Source organism: Pseudonocardia sp. HH130629-09, assembly GCF_001294645.1.
In the GTDB taxonomy this organism is placed as follows: Bacteria; Actinomycetota; Actinomycetes; order Mycobacteriales; family Pseudonocardiaceae; genus Pseudonocardia.
Genome location: NZ_CP011868.1, coordinates 2,798,573 through 2,818,872, shown reverse-complemented (window position 1 = coordinate 2,818,872; position 20,300 = coordinate 2,798,573). Strand labels below are relative to the sequence as shown.

Here is a 20,300-nt window from a genome sequence, read left to right as displayed (position 1 = left end):
GGGGCAGCCGCGGCGGACGGGGAGCCGCACCGCGGGTCAGCCGACCCGGGGGAGCCCCAGGATCCGGCGGCGCAGCGCGTCGCGGTCGCCCTCGGCCGGCCTCGTCCCGTGGACGAAGTCCCGCACCAGCGCCACGAACCGTTCGGGCTGCTCGGCGTGCGGGAAGTGGCCCGCGTCGCCGAACACCTCCAGCCGGCTGTCGGGCAGCCGGTCGTGCGCGGCGAGGGTGTGGGCGAGCGGGATGACCCTGTCGCGGTTCCCGCCGACGAGCAGCACCGGGACCTCCAGGAGCAGGTGCAGCCGCTGCGCGCCGTCGAGCCGTTGGCCCGACGGTTCCAGCGCACCCCGCGCGGTCTGTACGAACGCGCCGCGGGTGCCGCGGTCGGTGAACGCCTCCAGCGCGGTGTGCACGCCGTCGATGTCCGAACGCGGGACGCGCCCGACGCGGTGGGCGAGGCGGTGCGCCGCGCGCCGCATCCACTGCGGGGTCAGCGAGGCCGCCGACCGCAGCACCAGCTCGGTGCCCGGCAGGCTCGCCGCGCGCAGCGCGAGGGTCAGGTCGTGGCCGAGGCCACCGCTGGAGACGAGCACGACGCGCTCGGTGAACTCGGGGAACTGGTGGGCGAACTGCATCGCGACACCGCCGCCGAACGAGTGGCCGACGATCGTCGCCCCGTCGACGTCGAGCGCGGCCAGCAGGTCCCGCAGCCCGGTCGCGTAGCCGCCGAGGGAGTAGTCACCGCTGCGCGGTGCCTCGCTGGCCCCGTGGCCGAGCAGGTCCGGGGCGATCACGTGCAGCCCGCCGTCGAGAGCGTCGAACACTGGTGCCCAGGTGCGCGAGCTGGCGGCCAGGCCGTGCACGAGCAGGACCGTCGGGCCCTCGCCACGGCCGGTCTCGCGGTACCTCAGGCGCTGTCCGTGCAGCAGGATCTCGCGCTCCTGGGGGGACCGGTCCGCCACTGGGCACCTCCGTACGTCCACGTCTCCCATGATCCCTTCCGGGCGGGTCTGCCGCGGTGGGGTCCGCCGGTGTCCCGGGGCGTCGACGAGGGGGGCTGTCAGGGGGTCGACCGGTCGCGCGTGCCGCTCGTCCATCTCGCCGGCCCCGGCTGCGGGCGCCACGGGAAGCCGCGGTCGCCGCCCGTCGGCGGAGACCCGCACGGCACCGCGGCGCGGGACCGACCGCGGTGAGCGGGTTCGCGACCGCGAACGCCATCGGGCACCCCTCCGTGCGGCCGGATGGCCGCCTCCTACTCCTTCGTCACCTGCGGCGACACCGTCACGGCCCGAGGTCATCCGATCGGTGCGCCAGATCGTCGCCCGATCGACGTGATAGTCGCGACTCTGGTTGCAGAGGGTCCCGGCGTCGGTAGCGTCCGAGCCGTGTCCACATCGATCAGCCCGCGCAGCCGGCGCCGTGTCCCGCACCCCGTCGCGCGGACCGTGACGTCGCTGGTCGTCGTCGGCGCGGTCGCCGCGACCGGGCTCGTGGGCGCGGCGGGTGGCACGGCCGCCCCGGTCGCGCCCGTCTCCTACGCGACGGCTCCGGCCGCGGGTCTCGCCGTCGCCGCGACGGTGACGATCGACGGCACGCAGTACCCCAACCCGCTGCGCCTGCTCGACGGCACCGGGGTCACCACCGCCGCCCAGTGGGAGGGCACCCGCCGCGCGGAGCTGCTGGCGGCGTTCCGCGAGAACGTCTACGGCCAGCCGCTGCCCAAGCCGACCAAGCAGACCTTCGACGTCCGGACCAGCGACGACGGCGACGTCGTCCTCAAGAAGGTCACCATCGGCATCACCGGCCCGGAGGGCACCGGGTCCTTCACGCTGCGGCTGTTCGTGCCGAAGGGGCAGACCCCGCGCGGCACCTTCCTGATGATCGACCACCGGGGTTCGGTGTCCGACGACCCGGGTCAGTCCTCGGACTACGCACCGGTCTCGACGATCGCCAAGGCGGGTTACGCCTTCGCCCAGATCGACGCCGACCAGATCGCCCCGGACGACAGCGGCAGCTACCGCAGCAAGATGATCGACCTGTTCTACCCGTCGGGCAGCGACCTGCCCGACGACGCGGGCCGCGCCATCGCCGCCTGGGCCTGGGGTGCGAGCCGGGCCATGGACTACCTGCAGACCGACGCGGACATCGATCCGACGAAGATCGCGGTCATCGGGCACTCCCGCAGCGGCAAGGCCGCTCTCTGGGCCGGAGCCCAGGACCCGCGCTTCGCCGCCGTCATCTCCAACAACTCCGGCTCGACCGGCGCGAAGCTCGCCCGCCGCGGTGACGGGGGAGTGGGCGCCGAGACGGTGTCGCGGGTCAACAGCTCCTTCCCGCACTGGTTCCCGCAGACCTACAAGGCCTACGGCGACAAGGTCGACGAGCTGCCGGTCGACCAGCACGAGCTGATGGGGCTCGTCGCTCCGCGACGGTTGGTCGTCGCCAGCGCGAGCGGCGACTCCAACGCCGACCCGGAAGGCGAGTTCCTCGCCTACGAGGCCGCGACCGGGATCTACGACCTCTACGGCCTCGGCGACAACGGTCTGGGCACGACGGGCTGGAAGCCGGCCAGCGACACGGCGTTCAGCGGGCCCGCCATGAGCTACCACCTCCGCTCCGGCGGGCACGGCCTCAAGGCGGCCGACTGGAACATCTATCTCGAGGGCGATCTGTTCGCCCGGCCGGCGCAGGGGTGAGTACGGCCCTTTTGGTACGGTCGTACTCGAATGACCGTTCCGGTGTCCCTTCCTGAAAGGCGTGCGTCGAGCGTTTGACGCTCCGGGAAACGCGGTGACACCCGGTCCGGCGGCGCCCGCCGGCCGGTGAACCGCCGGTACTGCAGGTGAAGAGCCCACCGGGGGTGGGCTCGCGGAGGTCCGGGCGACGACCGGCCGCACCGTTCACGCAGTTCATCCACGAACGCCGGCAGGGGCGCCCGGGCGTTCGGAAAGACGGCGCGCGGCGGCGGCGGAAACTGCTCTCCGAATTTTGGAGCGGTTTCTCCGGGCGTGCTCGGTGAATTCCGGAGAATGCGAAGGAACCGTGCGGCGGCGGCGGTGTGCCGACGGCCGTGCCGTCCCGATGGGTGGAGGATCGTTCCCGAGGAGCGGGACGGGTGATGACTCCGCGTCGGGTCGTGCACTGCCGAGTGGGGCGCCCTCGCTGCTCAGGGGCTCGCGGACTCCCATGCAGTGATACTGGTCACAGTCGAGTACACACCGTGCGATGCGCAACGCAATGTTGCAATGTGCAACATTCGCCCCCACCTGCGCTGATGTGTTCTGCGTGAGGATGCGGGCGGACGCGATGTCGCGATCCGGTCACCGACGGTCGCACGCAATTCCGCGTTGCTTCCCGCAAGGACAGTGGACGCAATGGATTCGTAACCGGAGAACCGCGATGCTGTGGTTACCGTGCGAGCCATCACCGAACCACACCGGCCGCCCTCCCACCCGCCGAAGCGCGGCCGTCCCGGACAGACAGGACTCTGATGCGATCAACTCGAGTCGCGGCGCTGCTCGCGCTCTCCCTCTCCTCCGCGCTGGTGCTCAGCGCCTGTGGTGGCGGGGGAGGTGGCACCACGGGCGACGCCCAGGGCGCCCCCACGATCTCGGTCTACGGCACCGAGCCCGAGAACGCGCTGCTTCCGGGCAACACCCGCGAGGTCGGCGGCAGCAAGATCCTCGATGCGCTGTGGTCCGGGCTGGTCGACTACAACCAGCAGGGCGAGCCCGAGAACGCGGTCGCCGAGTCGATCGAGTCGCCCGACTCGCAGAACTGGACGATCCGCATCGAGGAGGGCTGGACGTTCCACGACGGCACGCCCGTCACGGCGACGAGCTTCGTCGACGCGTGGAACTTCGTCGCGCTGAAGACCAACGCCCAGTCCAGCTCGGACTTCTTCTCCAACATCGCCGGTTTCGACCAGGTCAACCCGGCGGAGGGCGAGCCGACCGCGCAGGCCATGTCCGGCCTGCGGGTCGTCGACGACCGCACCTTCACCGTCGCGCTGACCGCGCCGTCGCCGATCTTCGTGAGCACCCTGGGCGACGTGGCGTTCTACCCGATGCCCGAGTCGTTCTTCGCCGACCCGGCCGCGTTCGAGGCGAACCCGATCGGCAACGGTCCGTTCCGCTACGAGGCCCGGGTGCCCGACCAGAACGTCACCGTGACCCGCTTCGAGGAGTGGGGTGGCGAGCAGCCGGTGTCGGTCGGTGGTGTCGAGTTCCGCTTCTACGCCGACAGCGAGGCCGCCTACCAGGACGTCGTCAGCGGCAACCTCGACTTCCTCGAGTCCATCCCCGGCTCGTTCCTGATCGACAACCTGTACCAGCAGGACCTCGCGGACCGGAACGGCAACCAGCCCTACGCCGGCATCAACACGATGACCTTCCCGATCTACGACCAGCGCTACGCCGACCCGCAGCTGCGGCAGGCGATCTCGATGGCCGTCGACCGCGAGGCGATCATCAACAACGTCTACAACGGACTCGTGCAGCCGGCCACCGGCTTCGTCCCCGAGGGCGTCCCCGGCAAGGTCGACGACCAGTGCGGCGAGCTGTGCACCTTCTCCCCGGAGCGGGCCAAGCAGCAGTTCGACGCGTCCGGCTTCACCGGCCCGATCGAGCTGATCTCCAACGTCGACTCGGCGATCAACCGCGAGTGGATGCAGGCCGCCTGCGTCAGCATCAGCAACACCCTGGGCGTGCCGTGCAACTTCGTGCCGGTCCCGACCTTCTCGGAGTTCCTCGACCAGCGCCGTGCCGAGACCCTGACCGGCATCTACCGCACCGGCTGGGTCGTCTCGACCCCGACCATGGACTACGTCCTGCGTCCGCAGTACACGACGGGCGCGGCGAACAACAACAGCGGCTACACCAACCCGCGTTTCGACGACCTGGTCGACCAGGGTTCGACCGCCGCCACCGCCGAGGAGGCCAACGCGCTGTGGGCCGAGGCCGAGCGCGTCCTGATCCAGGACATGCCGTCCGTCGTGATCAACGACCAGTCCGCGCAGTTCGGCTGGTCGCCGCGCCTTCAGAACGTCGAGCTGACCTACGGCCGTGAGCTCGACCTGGAGTCCGTGACCGTCCAGGAGTGACCCCGTCCCACCACCACACACCGGCGGCCGGGTGACCACCCGGCCGCCGGTACAGGTGCCCGGCGCGAACCGCCGGGCACCCCGAACCCGGAGGTGACCCGTGGGGCGCTATGTCCTGCGACGACTCCTGCAGCTCGTGCCGGTCTTCCTCGGCACCACGTTCCTCATCTACTTCATGGTCTGGGCGCTGCCCGGCGACCCGCTCGCCGGCAAGTGCGGTGACCAGGCATGCCCGCCCGCGTTCATCGAGCGCATGCGCGAGGAGTACGGGCTCGACCAGTCGATCTTCGTCCAGTACGCCACGTACCTCGGCAACCTGCTGCAGGGCGACTTCGGCGAGAACTTCCGCGGCCAGGAGGTCGCGACGCTGATCGCGAACGCCTACCCGGTCACGATCAAGCTCGCGGTCGTCGCGCTGGTCATCCAGGCGGTCATCGGCCTGGCCGCGGGCGTGCTCACCGGGCTGCGGCCCGGCGGTTTCCTCGACAACGTCGTGCTCACCGCGACGCTGTTCCTGGTCGCCGTGCCGGTGTTCGTGACCGGCTACGTGCTGCAGTCGGTCCTCGGCCTGCGGCTGGGCCTGATCCCGCCGACGGTCCCGGCGGACCCGGGTCTCCTGGACCTGATCGTGCCCGGCTACGTGCTCGGCAGCCTGTCGCTCGCCTACGTCGCCCGCCTGACCCGCACGTCGATCGCGGAGAACCTGCGGGCCGACTACGTCCGCACGGCGACGGCGAAGGGCCTGACCCGGCGCCGCGTCGTCGGCGTCCACCTGACCCGCAACTCGGCGATCCCGGTGATCACCTTCCTCGGTGCGGACTTCGGCACGCTCATGGGCGGAGCCATCGTCACCGAGGGCATCTTCAACATCCGGGGGATCGGCGGGCTGATCTTCGGGTCCATCCAGCGGCTCGACGGCGTGGTCGTCACCGGCGTCGTCGTCCTGCTGGTGATCGTCTACCTGCTCGCGAACCTGGTCGTGGACGTCACCTACGCGCTGCTCGACCCGAGGATCCGTCTTGACTGACCCCACCACCGCCACCGCGGACAAGCCCGTCGCCACCGGCGGCGCCGCCGAGGTGTCGGCCCGCACCCGCAGCCTCAGCGGGGACGCCTGGCACGACCTGCGTCGCCGCCCCCTGTTCCTCGTCGCGGCGGGCCTCATCACGTTCCTGCTGGTGATGGCCGCGTTCCCGCAGCTGTTCACCTCGGTCGACCCGACCCTGGGCGACCTGTCGCGAGCGAGGCAGGACCCGTCTGCCCAGGCATGGTTCGGCTACGACCACCTCGGCCGCGACGTCTTCGCCCGGACCGTCTACGGCACCCGCGTCTCGATCGTGGTCGGGGTGCTGGCGACGGCGGCGGTCGTGCTCGTCGGCGCCGTCATGGGCCTCATCGCCGGTTTCGCCGGCGGCTGGGTCGACTCGCTGCTCGCCCGCGTCGCCGACGTGTTCTTCGGCGTGCCGTTCGTCCTCGGCGCCATCGTCGTGCTCTCCACCTTCCGCGCGTCGGTGGGGCAGAGTGTGATCGGCATCAGCGGCCTGGTGATCGGCACGATCGGGCTGCTGTCCTGGCCGATCGTCATGCGGATCATGCGGTCCGCCGCGATCGCCGCCCGCAACCAGGACTACGTCAAGGCCGCCCGGGCGCTCGGCGCGAGCCCGTGGCGGATCATCTGGCGCCACATGCTGCCCAACACCGTCGCGCCGGTGATGGTGTACGCGACGATCGCGCTCGGCGCGTTCATCGGCGCGGAGGCGACCCTGTCGTTCCTCGGCGTCGGCCTGCGCGACCCCGTCGTGTCCTGGGGCGTGATGATCAGCGAGGCGCAGAGCTACCTGCGGACCTCGCCGCACCTGCTGCTGTTCCCCGGCGCGTTCCTCGTCGTCACCGTGCTGGCCTTCGTGCTGCTCGGCGACGCCGTGCGCGACGCGTTCGACCCGAAGGGCCGGTCATGAGCCCCGACAGCCAGACGAGTCCTGCCCCGGCCGGGCCCGGGCAGGCCGGTGCGCCGCTGCTCGAGGTGGAGGACCTGCACGTCGAGTTCCACACCCGCGACGGCCTCGCCCGGGTGCTGAACGGCGTGAGCTACCACGTGCGCGCGGGGGAGACCCTCGCCGTGCTGGGCGAGTCCGGCTCCGGGAAGTCGGTCACCGCGAACACGGTGATGGGCATCCTCCCGATGCCGCCCGCCCGGATCGCCGGTGGCGCCGTCCGCTACCGCGGTGAGGATCTGCTCACCGCGACCGAGGAACGGCGCCGGGAGCTGCGCGGCGAGAACGTCGCGATGATCTTCCAGGACGCGCTGTCCGCGCTGAACCCGGTCTTCACCGTCGGGTTCCAGATCGGTGAGCAGCTCCGCACCCGGCGGGGCATGAGCAGGCGCGACGCGCGCACCCGCGCCGTCGAGCTGCTCGACCTGGTCGGGATCCCCGGAGCGAAGCAGCGGGTCACGAACTTCCCGCACGAGTTCTCCGGCGGCATGCGCCAGCGCGTCATGATCGCGATGTCGCTGGCGCTGGACCCGGATGTGCTCATCGCCGACGAGCCGACGACCGCCCTCGACGTCACCGTGCAGGCCCAGATCATGGACCTGCTGGCCGACATCCAGCGGGAGCGGGAGATGGGGCTGGTCCTCATCACCCACGACCTCGGTGTCGTGGCGGAGGTCGCCGACCGGATCGCGGTGATGTACGCGGGCCGGATCGTCGAGCAGGGCGACGTCCACCAGCTCTTCGCCGATCCGCGCCACCCCTACACCGAGGCGCTGCTCGCCTCGATCCCGCGCCTGGACAGCAGGGGCACCGAGCTGCGGGCGATCACCGGGCTCCCGCCGACGCTCACCGCCATCCCCGACGGCTGCCCGTTCCACCCGCGCTGCCCGCGCGCCGTGGACCGCTGCCGGGAGACCGACCCGCCGCTGATCCCGCTCCCCGGTGGGCGGGCGTCGGCGTGCCTGTTCGCGGAGGACCTCGTATGAGCGAGCCCGTTCTGGAGGTCACCGACCTCGTCAAGCACTTCCCGGTGAAGATCGGTGCGGTCGTCAAACGCACCGTCGGCCACGTGCGCGCCGTCGACGGCGTCTCGTTCTCGCTGAACAAGGGCGAGACGCTGGGCATCGTCGGCGAGTCCGGCTGCGGCAAGTCGACGCTCGCGCAGGTGCTGATGCGCCTGGAGCCGCCGACGTCGGGCTCGGTCCGGTTCCACGGCGAGGACATCTTCGCCCGCCGGGGCGCGGAGCTGCGGGCGCTGCGCCGGCAGATGCAGATCGTGCTGCAGGACCCGTACACGTCGCTGAACCCGCGGATGACGGTCGCCGACATCGTCGGGGAGCCGTTCGAGATCCACCCGGAGGTCGCGCCGAAGGGGGAGCGGCGCGCGAAGGTGCAGGAGCTGCTCGACGTCGTCGGGCTCAACCCGGACTTCATCAACCGCTACCCGCACCAGTTCTCCGGCGGGCAGCGGCAGCGCATCGGCATCGCCCGTGCGCTCGCCCTGCGCCCGGAGATCATCGTGTGCGACGAGCCGGTGTCCGCGCTCGACGTGTCGATCCAGGCGCAGGTGATGAACCTGCTCGGCACCCTGCAGCGCGAGTTCGGGCTGTCCTACATCTTCATCGCCCACGACCTGTCGGTGGTGCGGCACCTGTCGGACCGGGTCGGCGTGATGTACCTGGGCAAGATGGTGGAGCTCGGCACCGAGGACGAGATCTACACCCGGGCCTCGCACCCCTACACCCAGGCGCTGCTGTCCGCGGTGCCGGTGCCCGACCCGTCGGTCCGGGAGGGGCGCACGCGGATCCGGCTGACCGGTGACGTCCCGAGCCCGGTGGACCCGCCGAGCGGCTGCCGCTTCCGGACGCGCTGCTGGAAGGCCACCGACATCTGCGCCACCGAGGAACCGCCGCTGGTGACGCGGCCGGGTGGGCACCACCCGAGCGCCTGCCACCACGCCAGTGAGGAGTACCTGCTGCCGACCTGAGGGTGCCCGTGCCCCGGGCCCACCGCGGTCGGTCCGGTCCGCGGTAGGTGTGTCCGGTGGGTGTGGTCGTGACGACGGTCCCGTCGGGTGCACGGGCCACGTGCCGTCCGGGTTGTTCGCGGATGTGGTTGTGGAACTCGCACAGAGCGTCTCGATCTGCTGGATCTGGTCGATCAGGTCTGTCTCTGTCAGCGCAGAGGTGTCGACGGTGTGGGCGTGGTCGACGAGGAACCGGAACAGATCGAGCTCACCGGCCGGGGACCCACCCGGGCCCACGCCGGTGGCATGGTCGGGTGGCTCCTGGGTCGCGGTCACACCGTCGACGACAGTCGAACTTGTGTTCGATCACTAGTTTCGTTCGCGATCGCGAACTCCCTATCTGCGGGAGTGGTACCGCAGCGAGCTGTCGCCTCGGTGGCGCCCGGCCGATCCGTCAGGTGGCAGGAGCCGGGGAGACCCCGTGCCGGACGAGCGCGTCGCTCAGACCCGTGCGCCGTACCGGCGGGCATCGTCGCGGGACAGCGTCCGCCCCGCCCCGCACACGGGGCAGCGCATCTCGTAGCGGCTGCGCAGCGGCAGGACCGGGACGAAGAACAGCGTGAACCGGGTCCGCCGGTGCACCGCGGGCTGCGGACCCGGGTGACCGCAGGTGCCGCAGCCCAGCGCGACCAGGCCCAGTGGGCGCTCCTTGACCGACAGCCCGAAGATGACCAGCACGTCCCCAGGCTAGGGGCGTGCGAGCTCTCGCAGCGCGGCGAGCGCCCCGGCCTCGACGAGGTCGGCGTTGATCGCGGCCCCCGCGAACGCTCCCGCGGCCGCCGCGGCCCCCACCTGCGCGCTCAACTCGGTGACATTGCCCGCGAGCCACACGCCCTCGACCGTGCTGCGGCCCGTCGGGTCGGCGACGAGGTGCTGCCCCGCCCCGCTCGGGTGCTCGACCGGGACCAGGCCCAGCTCGGCGAGGAAGCCGGCGCGGGCCTCCAGTCGGGGTGCCACGACGACGACCTCGCGCGCCAGTACACCGGACGGCGTGACCAGCCCGGTGATCGCGCCGTCCTCCCGCAGCACCTCGCTCACCGGCCCGTCGACGACGGCGATGCCGAGCGCGGCGAAGCGTTCCCGCTGCTCCGTGGCCGGCCCCACCGTGTGCGACACGTAGACCACGTCCGCGCTGAGCTGCCGGAACAGCAGCGCGTGGTGCGCGGAGCCGGGGGCGGTCCCGAGAACGGCGATCGGGCGGCCACGCACCTCGTAGCCGTGGCAGTACGGGCAGTGGACGACGTCGGCGCCCCACCCCTGCGCGAGTCCCGGAATCTCCGGCAGCACGTCGACCAGTCCGGTGGTGACGAGAAGCCGCCGGGCGTCGAGGGTGGTGTCGTCGGCGAGGGTCACCGTGAAACCGTCGTCGGTGCGCCGGGCACCGACGACCTCGCCGTCGACGACCGTCCCGCCGTAGCGGCGGACCTCCTCCCGGCCGGTGGCGAGCAGCTCGGCCGGGGCGACGCCGTCGCGGGCGAACAGGCCGTGTGCGGCGGTGGCCGGTGCGTTGCGGGGCAGGCCGGAGTCGACGACGACCACCGACCGCAGGGAGCGGGCGAGCATCATGGCCCCGTTGAGTCCGGCCGGGCCGCCGCCGATCACGACGACGTCGTGGCGCTGTGCTGTGTCCATGTGCCCAGCCTGACGACTGGCCGGACAGCGCGGCAAACCTCGTTGCCGGAACGGCAAAGTGCAGAATGGACGCATGCCCCTGCACGTCCACCACGCCGGTGACCCGGCAGGCCCGCCGGTGCTCGCGGTGCACGGTGTCACCGGCCACGGCCTGCGGTTCGCGCCGCTGTTCGCCGCCCTGCCCACCCTGCGATGGATCTCCGTCGACCTGCGCGGGCACGCCCGTTCGCCGTGGGTCCCGCCGTGGAACCTCGAGCAGCACGTCGAGGACGTTCTCGAGGTCCTCGACGCCGAGCACGTCGAGCGGGTCGCCGTGGTCGGACACTCCTTCGGTGGAGCGGTCGCGGCCCGGCTGGCGCGGACCGCACCCGAGCGCGTCACCCGCCTCGCGCTGCTCGACCCGGCGCACGGGCTGGACCCGCAGGACATGCTGGCCTCCGCCGAGGCCGGCCGTGCCGACGAGGGGTTCGCGACCCGTGACGACGCCCGCGCCGCCAAGGCCGCGTCCTGGACCGGCGTGCCCGCACCGCTCGTCGAGGCCGAGGTCGCCGAGCACCTGGAACAGCGCGACGGCGCCTGGCGCTGGCGCTACAGCCGGGCGGCCGTCGTCGCCGCCTGGTCGGAGATGGCCCGCCCCGCCGCCGTCCCGCGGGCCGACCTCCCGACACTGGTCGTGCCCGCCCTGCGGGCCGACTTCGTCACCGACGACTGGCTGGCCGCCTGCCGCAGCGCGCTCGGCGACGACCTCACCGTCGCCCCCGTCGACACCGGTCACATGGTCTACCTCGAACGCCCCGACGAGGTCGCGGCGCTGCTGGCGGAGCACCTGCGGTGAGCGACCGCGGGGACGGGCGCCTGCGCGAGCTCGTCCGGATGCGCCGGGTGCGCGACCGCATCGACCGGGAGTACGCCCGCCCGCTGGACGTCACCGAGCTCGCCCGGGCCGAGCACGTCTCTGCGGGGCACCTGTCGCGGGCGTTCCGGGCGGCCTACGGCGAGTCGCCCTACAGCTACCTGATGACCCGGCGCATCGAGCGCGCCATGGCCCTGCTGCGCCGCGGCGACCTCAGCGTCACCGAGGTGTGCTTCGCGGTCGGTGGCTCCTCGCTCGGCACGTTCAGCACCCGGTTCACCGAGCTCGTCGGTATGCCGCCGAGCGCGTACCGCGACGCCGTGCGCGACGGGACCGCGGGGCTCCCGGCCTGCGTGGCGAAGCAGGTCAGCCGACCGGTCAGGAATCGAGAAGCCACGGTGGCGCCGACCTCCCTAGCGTGAACGCCATGACCGCACCCGCCATCACGATCCACGCCGGCTTCCTCCCGCACACCGACCCGGAGGCGTCGCTGGCCTTCTACCGCGACGCGCTCGGCTTCGAGGTCCGCCTCGACGTCGGCCAGGGCACGATGCGCTGGCTCACCGTCGGCCCACCCGGGCAGCCCGACGTCTCGCTCGTCCTCGCCCCGCCCGCCGCCGACCCCGGCATCACCGACGAGGAACGCCGCACCGTCACCGAGATGATGGCCAAGGGCACCTACACCGCCGTGCTGCTCGCCAGTAACGACCTGGACGCGGCGTTCGACAGGCTCCAGGCGAGCGGGGCCGAGGTCGTCCAGGAGCCGGTCGACCAGCCGTACGGGGTGCGCGACTGTGCCTTCCGCGACCCCGCGGGCACGATGGTCCGCATCCAGCAGCGGCCCTGAACGGGCCGGACGGGGGATCCACCATGCACGCAGCCGACAGTCACGACCTCATCCGCGTGCACGGTGCGCGCGAGAACAACCTGCGCGACATCTCCGTCGAGCTGCCCAAGCGCCGGCTCACGGTGTTCACCGGGGTGTCCGGCTCGGGCAAGAGCTCCCTGGTGTTCTCGACCATCGCCGCCGAGTCCCAGCGGATGATCAACGAGACCTACAGCGCGTTCGTCCAGGGCTTCATGCCGAACCTGGGCCGCCCCGACGTCGACGTCCTCGACGGCCTCACCACCGCGATCATCGTCGACCAGGAGCGGATGGGCGGCGACGTGCGCTCCACCGTCGGCACCGCCACCGACGTCGGGGCGCTGCTGCGGATCCTGTTCAGCCGCCTCGGCAAGCCCTACGCCGGCCCGGCCAAGGCGTTCTCCTTCAACGTCTCGACGATCAGCGGCTCGGGTGCGGTGACCGTCCGGAAGAACGGCCAGCAGGTCAAACAGCGCCGCGAGTTCGAGATCGTCGGCGGCGCCTGCCCGCGCTGCGAGGGCCGCGGCTCGGTGTCCGACTTCGACCTCACCGCCCTGTTCGACGAGTCGAAGTCGATCGTCGAGGGCGCCCTGACGATCCCGAACTACTCCGTCGACGGCTGGTACGGCCGGATCTTCGCCAACTCCGGCTTCTTCCCCGGCGACAAGCCGATCAGCAGCTTCACCAAGCCCCAGCGCGACGCCCTGCTCTACAAGGAGGCCACCCGGATCAAGGTCGACGGCGTCAACGTCACCTTCGAGGGGCTGATCCCGCGGATCCAGAAGTCGTTCCTGGCCAAGGAACGCGAGGCGATGCAGCCGCACATCAGGGCGTTCGTCGACCGGGCCATCGTGTTCCGCACCTGCCCGGACTGCGACGGCACCCGGCTCTCCGAGCCCGCCCGGTCGTCGAAGATCCGGGGGATCTCCATCGCGGATGCCTGCGCCATGCAGATCTCCGACCTCGCCGACTGGGTCGGTGGCCTCGACGAGCCCTCGCTGGCCCCGCTGCTGTCCTCGCTGCGCGCGACCCTGGACTCGTTCGTCGAGATCGGGCTCGGCTACCTGTCGCTGGACCGGCCGTCCGGGTCGTTGTCCGGCGGCGAGGCCCAGCGCACCAAGATGATCAAGCATCTCGGGTCGTCGCTGACCGACGTCACCTACGTCTTCGACGAGCCCACCATCGGGCTGCACCCGCACGACATCGCCCGGATGAACGACCTGCTGCTGCGGCTGCGCGACAAGGGCAACACCGTGCTCGTCGTCGAGCACAAGCCGGAGACGATCGCGATCGCCGACCACGTCGTCGATCTCGGGCCGCGGGCCGGCTCCGACGGCGGCCACGTCGTCTACACCGGCGACCTCGACGGGCTCCGCCGCTCCGGCACGCTCACCGGGCGCCACCTGGAGTACCGGGCGACGCTCAAGCCGACCGTCCGGACCCCGTCGGGCTACCTGGAGATCCGCCGGGCGAACCGGCACAACCTGCGGGACGTCGACGTCGACGTGCCGCTGGGAGTGCTCACCGTCGTCACCGGGGTGGCCGGGTCGGGCAAGAGCTCGCTGATCCACGGGTCGGTCGCCGGGCGCGACGGGGTGGTCGTCGTCGACCAAGGCGCGATCAAGGGATCGCGGCGCAGCAACCCGGCCACCTACACCGGGCTGCTGGAGCCGATCCGCAAGGCGTTCGCGAAGGCCAACGGCGTCAAGCCCGCGCTGTTCAGCGCCAACTCCGAGGGCGCCTGCCCGAACTGCAACGGCGCCGGCGTCGTCTACACCGACCTCGCGATGATGGCCGGGGTCGCCACCACCTGCGACGTCTGCGACGGCCGCCGCTTCGACGCCTCGGTGCTCGGCTACACGTTCGGCGGGCGCGACATCAGCGAGGTCCTCGCCATGCCGGTCGCCGAGGCGGAGAAGTTCTTCGGGACCGGCGAGGCCCGCATGCCGGCCGCGCACAGGATCCTGGAGCGCCTCGCCGACGTCGGGCTCGGCTAACTCACCCTGGGCCAGCCGCTGACGACGCTGTCCGGCGGGGAGCGCCAGAGACTCAAGCTGGCGGTGCACCTGGGGGAGTCCGGGGGGACCTTCGTGCTCGACGAGCCGACGACCGGGCTGCACCTGGCCGACGTCGAGCAGCTGCTCGCGCTGCTCGACCGGATCGTCGACGGCGGCCGCTCGGTGATCGTCATCGAGCACCACCAGGCCGTGATGGCACACGCCGACCGGATCATCGACCTGGGCCCCGGCGCCGGGCACGACGGCGGCACCGTAGTGTTCGAGGGGACCCCGGCCGAGCTGGTCGCGGACCGGTCGACGCTGACGGGGGAGCACCTGGCGGCCTACGTCGGCGCCTGAGGACGCCCCGCGGCACGAGGTCGCGGCGCCCGGCCGGACCGGATCGCGGGCGGGGCCGTCGCTCTCCGGTCACTCTCCGGTGCGGCTCCCGTCCCGCAACGAGTCCCGGATCTCGCGCAGCACCGCGGTCTGCTCCTGCACCGCGGAGATGAGCACCGCGAGCTGGTCGTCGCCGTGGCGCATCTCCTGGTAGAGCGCGCTCACCGCGTAGGCGGTGGCGGCGGTGTGGCCGTCGGTCGCCTGGGGGTAGTCCTGCGCCTTGTCACCCGCCTCGAGGAGGTCGAGCGCGTGCTCGATGACGTGCTGCCCGCTCTCGCGGTGGCTGTGCGGTTCCGGCATGTCCGAATCGTACTCATTCCGGGTGACCCCGTTCCGGGTGACGCGGCCCGGCGACTTCGGTCGCGGTGGGCACGACCTTCGGCGGGTGCGCCGCCGGCGCGCAGCTCGGCAGGCTGAGCGCCGATCCCGGGGGGGGGCGGGAGACAGGAGTGGACCGGTGGCCGTCCCGTTCGAGCGGAAACCTGCTGGACGGCGCCGGTCCGCCGCCTATGGTCGACGGGTGCCGGTCCGTCCCGCCGTGATTTCCGCCGTGCTGATGGTCGCGGTGCTCGCCGGGGGTCTCACCGTCGTCGGGACGTACGCCATCGCCGGGGTCCTGCAGTGGTCGCTGCTCGTCGTCGGCCTGCTGATGATCGGCTCGATCGCGGTGCGCTACCGCCTGCCGCGGGTGTTCGCGGTGGTGGCCGTGCTCGGGCCGCTGGTGTCGCCGGTCGCCACCTACCTGCCGCTGGTCGGGGTCTTCGTGATCGCGACCCGGCGCCGTGCGGTGGAGACACTGCTGGTGCTGGCCCTGGCGGTCGGGACGGCCGCGATCACGCTGTACCGCGACGCTCCCGACGGTGCCACGGCGCTCGTGCTGCTCGGCGGGGCCGTCGCGTTCCAGGGCATCTCGGCGACCGCGGGCCTGCTGACCGGGATCCGCCGTGCGATGGTCGACGACCTACGCGAGCGGCTCGCCCGTGCCGAGGCCGATCGGGCGGTGCGCGAGGAGCAGGCCCGCGCCGACGAGCGTCGCCGGATCGCCGGGGAGATGCACGACCGGCTGGGGCACCGGCTGTCGCTGCTGTCGGTGCACGCCGGGGCACTGGCACTGCGCGGGGACCTGCCCGCCAGCACCGTGCGCGAGACCGCGCGGGTGCTGCGCGACACCACGCACCGCGCGATGGAGGACCTCCGCACGATCGTGCAGGTGCTGCACGAGCCGACCGGCGACGTACCCGACGAGATCGAGGACCTCGGTGCGGTCGAGGAGCTCGTCGCCGAGGCCCGCGCGGTCGGTGCGGACGTCCGTCTCCGGTCGACGGCGCTGCTGACGGTGTGCCCGCCAGGGCGCCCGCTGGCCGGGGTCGTGCACCGGGTGGTCCGCGAGGGCCTGACCAACGCCGCCCGGCACGCGCCCGGGACCCGGGTCGAGGTCGCCCTCGACGGGCGGCCCGGCCGGGACCTCACCGTCACCGTCACCTCCGGGGAGTCCGCGGCGGGGACGACACCCGAGGGCGCCGGGACCGGCCTGGTCGGGCTGCGCGAGCGGGTCGAGACCCTCGCCGGCGGGACGCTGACCCACGGCCCGACGCCGTCGGGCCACCAGCTGCGCGCGGTGCTGCCGTGGCGGGAGGAGACACGATGACCGCGACCGCGATCCGGGTGCTGCTCGTCGACGACGACCCGCTCGTCCGCTCCGGCCTGCGGGTGATGCTCGACGGGCACGCGCTGCCCGGCGACGGCACCGGCCCGGTGCGGCGCATCCAGGTGGTCGGCGACGCCGGCGACGGCGACGAGGTGCCCGCCGCCGTCGCCGCGGGCGGCCGCACGTGGTGCTGATGGACCTGCGGATGCGTCGCGTCGACGGCGTCGCGGCGACCCGGGAGGTGACGTCGCGGCCCGACGCCCCGACCGTCGTCGTGCTGACCACCTTCGACGCCGACGAGCACGTCGTACGGGCGTTGCGCGCCGGGGCGAGCGGGTTCCTGCTCAAGGACGCCGCGCCCGAGGGGATCGTCGACGCCGTCCGCGCCGCCGCCGACGGCGACGCCGTGCTGTCCCCGGCTATCACCCGGCGGCTGATCGGCATCGTCCGCGGCGGCGGCGCCGGGTCGGTCGACCGCCGGCGCGCCGCCCGGGCCCGGCTCGACCGGCTCGCCGACCGGGAGCGCGACGTCGCCGAGGCCGTCGCCCGGGGTGGCTCCAACGCCGACATCGCCGCCGAGCTGCACATGTCGGTGGCGACGGTGAAGTCCTACGTCTCCCGGTTGCTGCGCGAGCTGGGCCTGGACAACCGGGTGCAGATCGCGCTGCTCGTCCGCGACGCGACGGACTGATCCGCCCGGCCCACTAGCGTGGCCGGGGTGACGACGAGCGAGACGGTCGCCGGGGCGATGGCGGACGCGGCCGCGGCCTGGCTGGACACCCTGGACGACGACCGGCTCCGCCCCGCCCGGGGCGCCGGCCCGACCGGTGACGCGGGGCCCGACGCCGAGCGCCGTCGCTGGTTCTACACCCCCACCGACCACGGCGGACTGCCCCTCGCGGCCCAGACCGCGGTCCAGCAGCAGCGCGCGATGCGGCTGGTCGCGTCGGGACTGTCCGAGGCCGGCTACGCCACCGTGGCGACGGTCATGGGGCTGGAGAACGTCCTGGACCGGGCACAGGACTGGCCGACCCGCCCGTACCGGGAGCGGTTCCGGGACCCGGCGCTCTACTACCTGCGGGTGTTCGGCGACCCGGGCGGACGCACCTGGGGCTGGCGCTTCGGCGGCCACCACGTGTCGGTGAACGCACTCGTCGTGGACGGGCGGGTGGCCGCTGCCACGCCGTGCTTCCTCGGCGCGAACCCGGCGACGACGCCGCTGCTCGGCGGAGGGGTGGCGCGCCCGCTCGGACCGACCGAGGACCTGGCGCGGGAGATCGTCCGCGGCCTGCCACCCGAGCTCCTGGAGACCGTGGTCCTGCCCGGCGGGGCCCCACCGGACCTGGTGACGGCGAACCGGCCGCTGGTCGCGCCGGGCGACCGGCCGCTGCCGACCTCGGCGATCCGGCGGGAGAGCCCGCCCGGCCCGGTGGACCCGGTCGAGGGGACCGAGGCCGTCGCGCTGACCGGTGTGCCGCGCGGGCTCCCGGCGAGCGTGCTCGACGACCGCGGCCGTGCCCTGCTGCGCCGACTGCTCTCGGCCTACCTCGACCGGGCGCCGGCCGGGGTCTCACCCGCCGCCCGCTACGACGACGACGCCGCCCTCGACGAGGTCCACGTGGCCTGGGCGGGCTCGCTGGAGGCGGGGGAGCCGCACTACCACCGGCTGCAGGGGCCGCGGCTGCTGCTGGAGTGGGACAACACCCAGGGCGGCGCGGACCACGCCCACTCGGTGTGGCGCGACCCGGAGAACGACTTCGGCGTGGACCTGCTCGACGACCACCACCGGGCGTTCGCCCACCGGTGAGTCCCCTCACGACGGCCTGCGCCTCGGGGGACCCGGCAGTGAGGATCGGGGCATGTACCCGCCGCCCCCGGACCTCGCCGCGCACGCCAACGTCACCGCCGCCGCCTACGACCAGGCGGCCGCCGACCCCGAGGCGTTCTGGTGTGCGCAGACCCGCCGGCTGGAGTGGGACCGCGTGCCCGAGCAGGGCTACGACGGCAGCAGGTGGCCCGAGGTCACCTGGTTCACCGACGGCACCCTGAACGTCGCGCGCAACTGCGTCGACCGGCACGTCGAGGCCGGTGCGGGGGACAAGGTCGCGCTGTACTGGGAGGGCGAGCCGGGGGACCGGCGCACCGTCACCTACGCCGACCTGCAGTGCGAGGTCGCCCGCTGTGCGCACGCGCTCACCGCGCTCGGGGTCGGGCGCGGCGACGTGGTCGTCGTGTACCTGCCGGTGCTGGTCGAGACCGTCGTCGTGATGCTGGCCTGCGCACGGATCGGGGCGGTCCACTCGTTGGTCTTCGGCGGGTTCTCCCCGTCCGCGCTGCGGTTCCGGATCACCGACGGCGCCGCGAAGCTGCTGGTCACCACCGACGGCCAGTACCGCCGCGGGAAGGCCGTCCCGGTCAAGGTCAACGCCGACGAGGCCGCGTCCGGGGTGGACTCGCTGGAGCACGTGCTGGTCATCCGGCGGACCGGCTCGGAGGTCGACTGGACCCCCGGCCGCGACGTGTGGTGGCACGACGTCGTCCACACCGCACCCGAGGTCCACGAGGCGCAGGCGCACCCGGCCGAGAGCCCGCTGATGCTCGTCTACACCTCGGGCACCACCGGCACCCCCAAGGGCCTGCTGCACACCATGGGCGGCTACCTCACCCAGGCGTCCTGGACGGCGTGGGCCTGCTTCGACCACAAGCCCGACGACGTCTACTGGTGCACCGCCGACCTCGCCTGGGTCACCGCGCACACCTACGAGGTCTACGGACCGCTGTCCAACGGTGTCACGCAGGTGATCTACGAGGGCACCCCGGACACCCCGGAGCCGGGCCGGCACTTCGAGATCATCGCCCGGTACGGCGTCACCGTGTACTACACCGCGCCGACCCTGGTCCGGACGTACATGAAGTGGGGTCCGGAGGTGCCCGCGCGCCACGACCTGTCCTCGCTACGCCTGCTCGGCAGCGTCGGCGAGGCGATCAACCCCGAGGCCTGGCGTTGGTTCCACGAGGTGATCGGCGGCGGCCGCTGCCCGATCGTCGACACCTGGTGGCAGTCCGAGACCGGCGCGGCGATCTGCGCGCCACTGCCCGGGGTGACGCCGCTGGTGCCGGGCTCGGCGACCCGGCCGCTGCCGGGCCTGTCGGTGCGGGTGGTCGACCGCGACGGGCGCACCTGCGCCCCCGGCGAGGGCGGCATCCTGGTGATCGACCGTCCGTGGCCGTCGATGGCGCGCACGGTGTGGGGCGACCCCGAGCGGTTCCGCGCGTCCTACTTCGCCGACTACGCCGAGCAGGGCTGGTACAAGGCGGGCGACGGCGCGGTGATCGACGAGCACGGCTACGTGACGCTGCAGGGCCGCATCGACGACGTCATGAACGTCTCGGGCCACCGGCTCGGCTCGATCGAGCTGGAGTCCGCGCTGGTGAGCCACCCACGGGTCGCCGAGGCAGGCGTGGTCGGGGCGCCGGACCCGACGACCGGGCAGGCCGTGGTCGCGTTCGTGACCGTCACCGACGGCCCCACCGACGGGCTGACCGAACAGCTGCGGGCGCACGTGGCCCGGGAGCTGGGGCCGGTCGCCCGGCCCCGCGAGGTCGTCCTCGTCGCGGAGCTGCCGAAGACCCGGTCGGGCAAGATCATGCGACGGCTGCTGCTCGACGTGACCGCCGGGCGCGAGCCCGGCGACACGACGTCGCTGGTGGACCCGGCCGCCTTCGTGGAGCTGGCTGCCGGGTACCGCCGGACCTGAGTCGGGCCGTGGTCGACGTAGCCGTCCTC

The 20,300-nt window shown here is 72.7% G+C and carries 18 protein-coding genes and 1 pseudogene; 15 read left to right on the top strand and 4 right to left on the bottom strand.

Annotated features, from left to right (window positions below; translation table 11 throughout):
* Positions 1 to 36: 36 nt before the first annotated feature.
* Positions 37 to 960, bottom strand: coding sequence for an alpha/beta fold hydrolase (locus XF36_RS12900; protein ID WP_060712174.1), 924 nt, complete (start codon positions 958 to 960; stop codon positions 37 to 39).
* Between the two features lie 423 nt (positions 961 to 1,383).
* On the opposite strand from XF36_RS12900, the gene XF36_RS12895 reads away from it, so the two are divergent.
* The 6 genes from XF36_RS12895 (at position 1,384) to XF36_RS12870 (ending at position 9,080) form a co-directional block, all read left to right on the top strand.
* Positions 1,384 to 2,694: a dienelactone hydrolase family protein gene (locus XF36_RS12895; RefSeq protein ID WP_238589249.1), complete on the top strand. Its 1,311-nt coding sequence runs from the start codon at positions 1,384 to 1,386 to the stop codon at positions 2,692 to 2,694.
* Positions 2,695 to 3,488: 794 nt separating this feature from the next.
* Positions 3,489 to 5,099, top strand: coding sequence for a peptide ABC transporter substrate-binding protein (locus XF36_RS12890; protein WP_060712172.1), 1,611 nt, complete (start codon positions 3,489 to 3,491; stop codon positions 5,097 to 5,099).
* Positions 5,100 to 5,199: 100 nt separating this feature from the next.
* Positions 5,200 to 6,126: an ABC transporter permease gene (locus XF36_RS12885; RefSeq protein ID WP_060712171.1), complete on the top strand. Its 927-nt coding sequence runs from the start codon at positions 5,200 to 5,202 to the stop codon at positions 6,124 to 6,126.
* Positions 6,119 to 7,057, top strand: coding sequence for an ABC transporter permease (locus XF36_RS12880; RefSeq protein WP_060712170.1), 939 nt, complete (start codon positions 6,119 to 6,121; stop codon positions 7,055 to 7,057). Before XF36_RS12885 ends, XF36_RS12880 begins: the two co-directional genes overlap by 8 nt.
* The gene (locus XF36_RS12875; protein ID WP_060712169.1) at positions 7,054 to 8,079 is read left to right on the top strand and encodes an ABC transporter ATP-binding protein; all 1,026 of its coding nucleotides are present in this window, start codon (positions 7,054 to 7,056) and stop codon (positions 8,077 to 8,079) included. The genes XF36_RS12880 and XF36_RS12875 overlap by 4 nt, the downstream gene beginning before the upstream one ends.
* Positions 8,076 to 9,080 carry an ABC transporter ATP-binding protein gene (locus XF36_RS12870; protein ID WP_060712168.1) on the top strand — a complete coding sequence of 335 codons (1,005 nt, stop codon included), beginning with the start codon at positions 8,076 to 8,078 and terminating at the stop codon, positions 9,078 to 9,080. The genes XF36_RS12875 and XF36_RS12870 overlap by 4 nt, the downstream gene beginning before the upstream one ends.
* 480 nt (positions 9,081 to 9,560) lie before the next feature.
* On the opposite strand, the gene XF36_RS12865 is transcribed toward XF36_RS12870, so the two are convergent.
* Positions 9,561 to 9,797, bottom strand: coding sequence for a hypothetical protein (locus XF36_RS12865; protein ID WP_060712167.1), 237 nt, complete (start codon positions 9,795 to 9,797; stop codon positions 9,561 to 9,563).
* Between the two features lie 9 nt (positions 9,798 to 9,806).
* Positions 9,807 to 10,751: an NAD(P)/FAD-dependent oxidoreductase gene (locus XF36_RS12860; RefSeq protein WP_060712166.1), complete on the bottom strand. Its 945-nt coding sequence runs from the start codon at positions 10,749 to 10,751 to the stop codon at positions 9,807 to 9,809.
* A 73-nt stretch (positions 10,752 to 10,824) separates the two neighbouring features.
* Between XF36_RS12860 and XF36_RS12855 the strand changes: the two genes are divergently transcribed.
* From XF36_RS12855 to XF36_RS12840, 4 genes and pseudogenes are all read left to right on the top strand, one after another.
* The gene (locus XF36_RS12855) at positions 10,825 to 11,586 is read left to right on the top strand and encodes an alpha/beta fold hydrolase (RefSeq protein WP_060712165.1); all 762 of its coding nucleotides are present in this window, start codon (positions 10,825 to 10,827) and stop codon (positions 11,584 to 11,586) included.
* 38 nt (positions 11,587 to 11,624) lie between these two features.
* On the top strand, positions 11,625 to 12,026 hold the full coding sequence (locus XF36_RS12850; protein ID WP_082375828.1) for a helix-turn-helix transcriptional regulator: 402 nt from the start codon (positions 11,625 to 11,627) through the stop codon (positions 12,024 to 12,026).
* Positions 12,027 to 12,031: 5 nt separating this feature from the next.
* Positions 12,032 to 12,451, top strand: a complete 420-nt coding sequence (locus tag XF36_RS12845; protein ID WP_043280718.1) for a VOC family protein — start codon at positions 12,032 to 12,034, stop codon at positions 12,449 to 12,451.
* 23 nt (positions 12,452 to 12,474) lie between these two features.
* Positions 12,475 to 14,826 (top strand): annotated as a pseudogene (locus XF36_RS12840) (ATP-binding cassette domain-containing protein).
* A gap of 69 nt (positions 14,827 to 14,895) precedes the next feature.
* Here XF36_RS12840 and XF36_RS12835 read toward each other — a convergent pair.
* Positions 14,896 to 15,165, bottom strand: coding sequence for a hypothetical protein (locus XF36_RS12835; RefSeq protein WP_060712163.1), 270 nt, complete (start codon positions 15,163 to 15,165; stop codon positions 14,896 to 14,898).
* 238 nt (positions 15,166 to 15,403) lie between these two features.
* Between XF36_RS12835 and XF36_RS12830 the strand changes: the two genes are divergently transcribed.
* From XF36_RS12830 to acs, 5 genes are read left to right on the top strand one after another with little or no spacing between them, the layout of a single operon-like run.
* Positions 15,404 to 16,513: a sensor histidine kinase gene (locus tag XF36_RS12830; RefSeq protein WP_145981348.1), complete on the top strand. Its 1,110-nt coding sequence runs from the start codon at positions 15,404 to 15,406 to the stop codon at positions 16,511 to 16,513.
* Positions 16,510 to 16,707: a hypothetical protein gene (locus tag XF36_RS35205; RefSeq protein WP_349675557.1), complete on the top strand. Its 198-nt coding sequence runs from the start codon at positions 16,510 to 16,512 to the stop codon at positions 16,705 to 16,707. Before XF36_RS12830 ends, XF36_RS35205 begins: the two co-directional genes overlap by 4 nt.
* Positions 16,707 to 17,204, top strand: coding sequence for a response regulator transcription factor (locus XF36_RS12825; protein ID WP_349675556.1), 498 nt, complete (start codon positions 16,707 to 16,709; stop codon positions 17,202 to 17,204). Before XF36_RS35205 ends, XF36_RS12825 begins: the two co-directional genes overlap by 1 nt.
* Positions 17,205 to 17,231: 27 nt before the next feature.
* A complete protein-coding gene (locus XF36_RS12820) occupies positions 17,232 to 18,320 on the top strand; it encodes a DUF3500 domain-containing protein (RefSeq protein WP_238589248.1) in 1,089 nt (362 codons plus the stop codon).
* Between the two features lie 52 nt (positions 18,321 to 18,372).
* Positions 18,373 to 20,271: an acetate--CoA ligase gene (acs, locus tag XF36_RS12815; RefSeq protein WP_082375380.1), complete on the top strand. Its 1,899-nt coding sequence runs from the start codon at positions 18,373 to 18,375 to the stop codon at positions 20,269 to 20,271.
* The last annotated feature ends 29 nt before the right edge of the window (positions 20,272 to 20,300 follow it).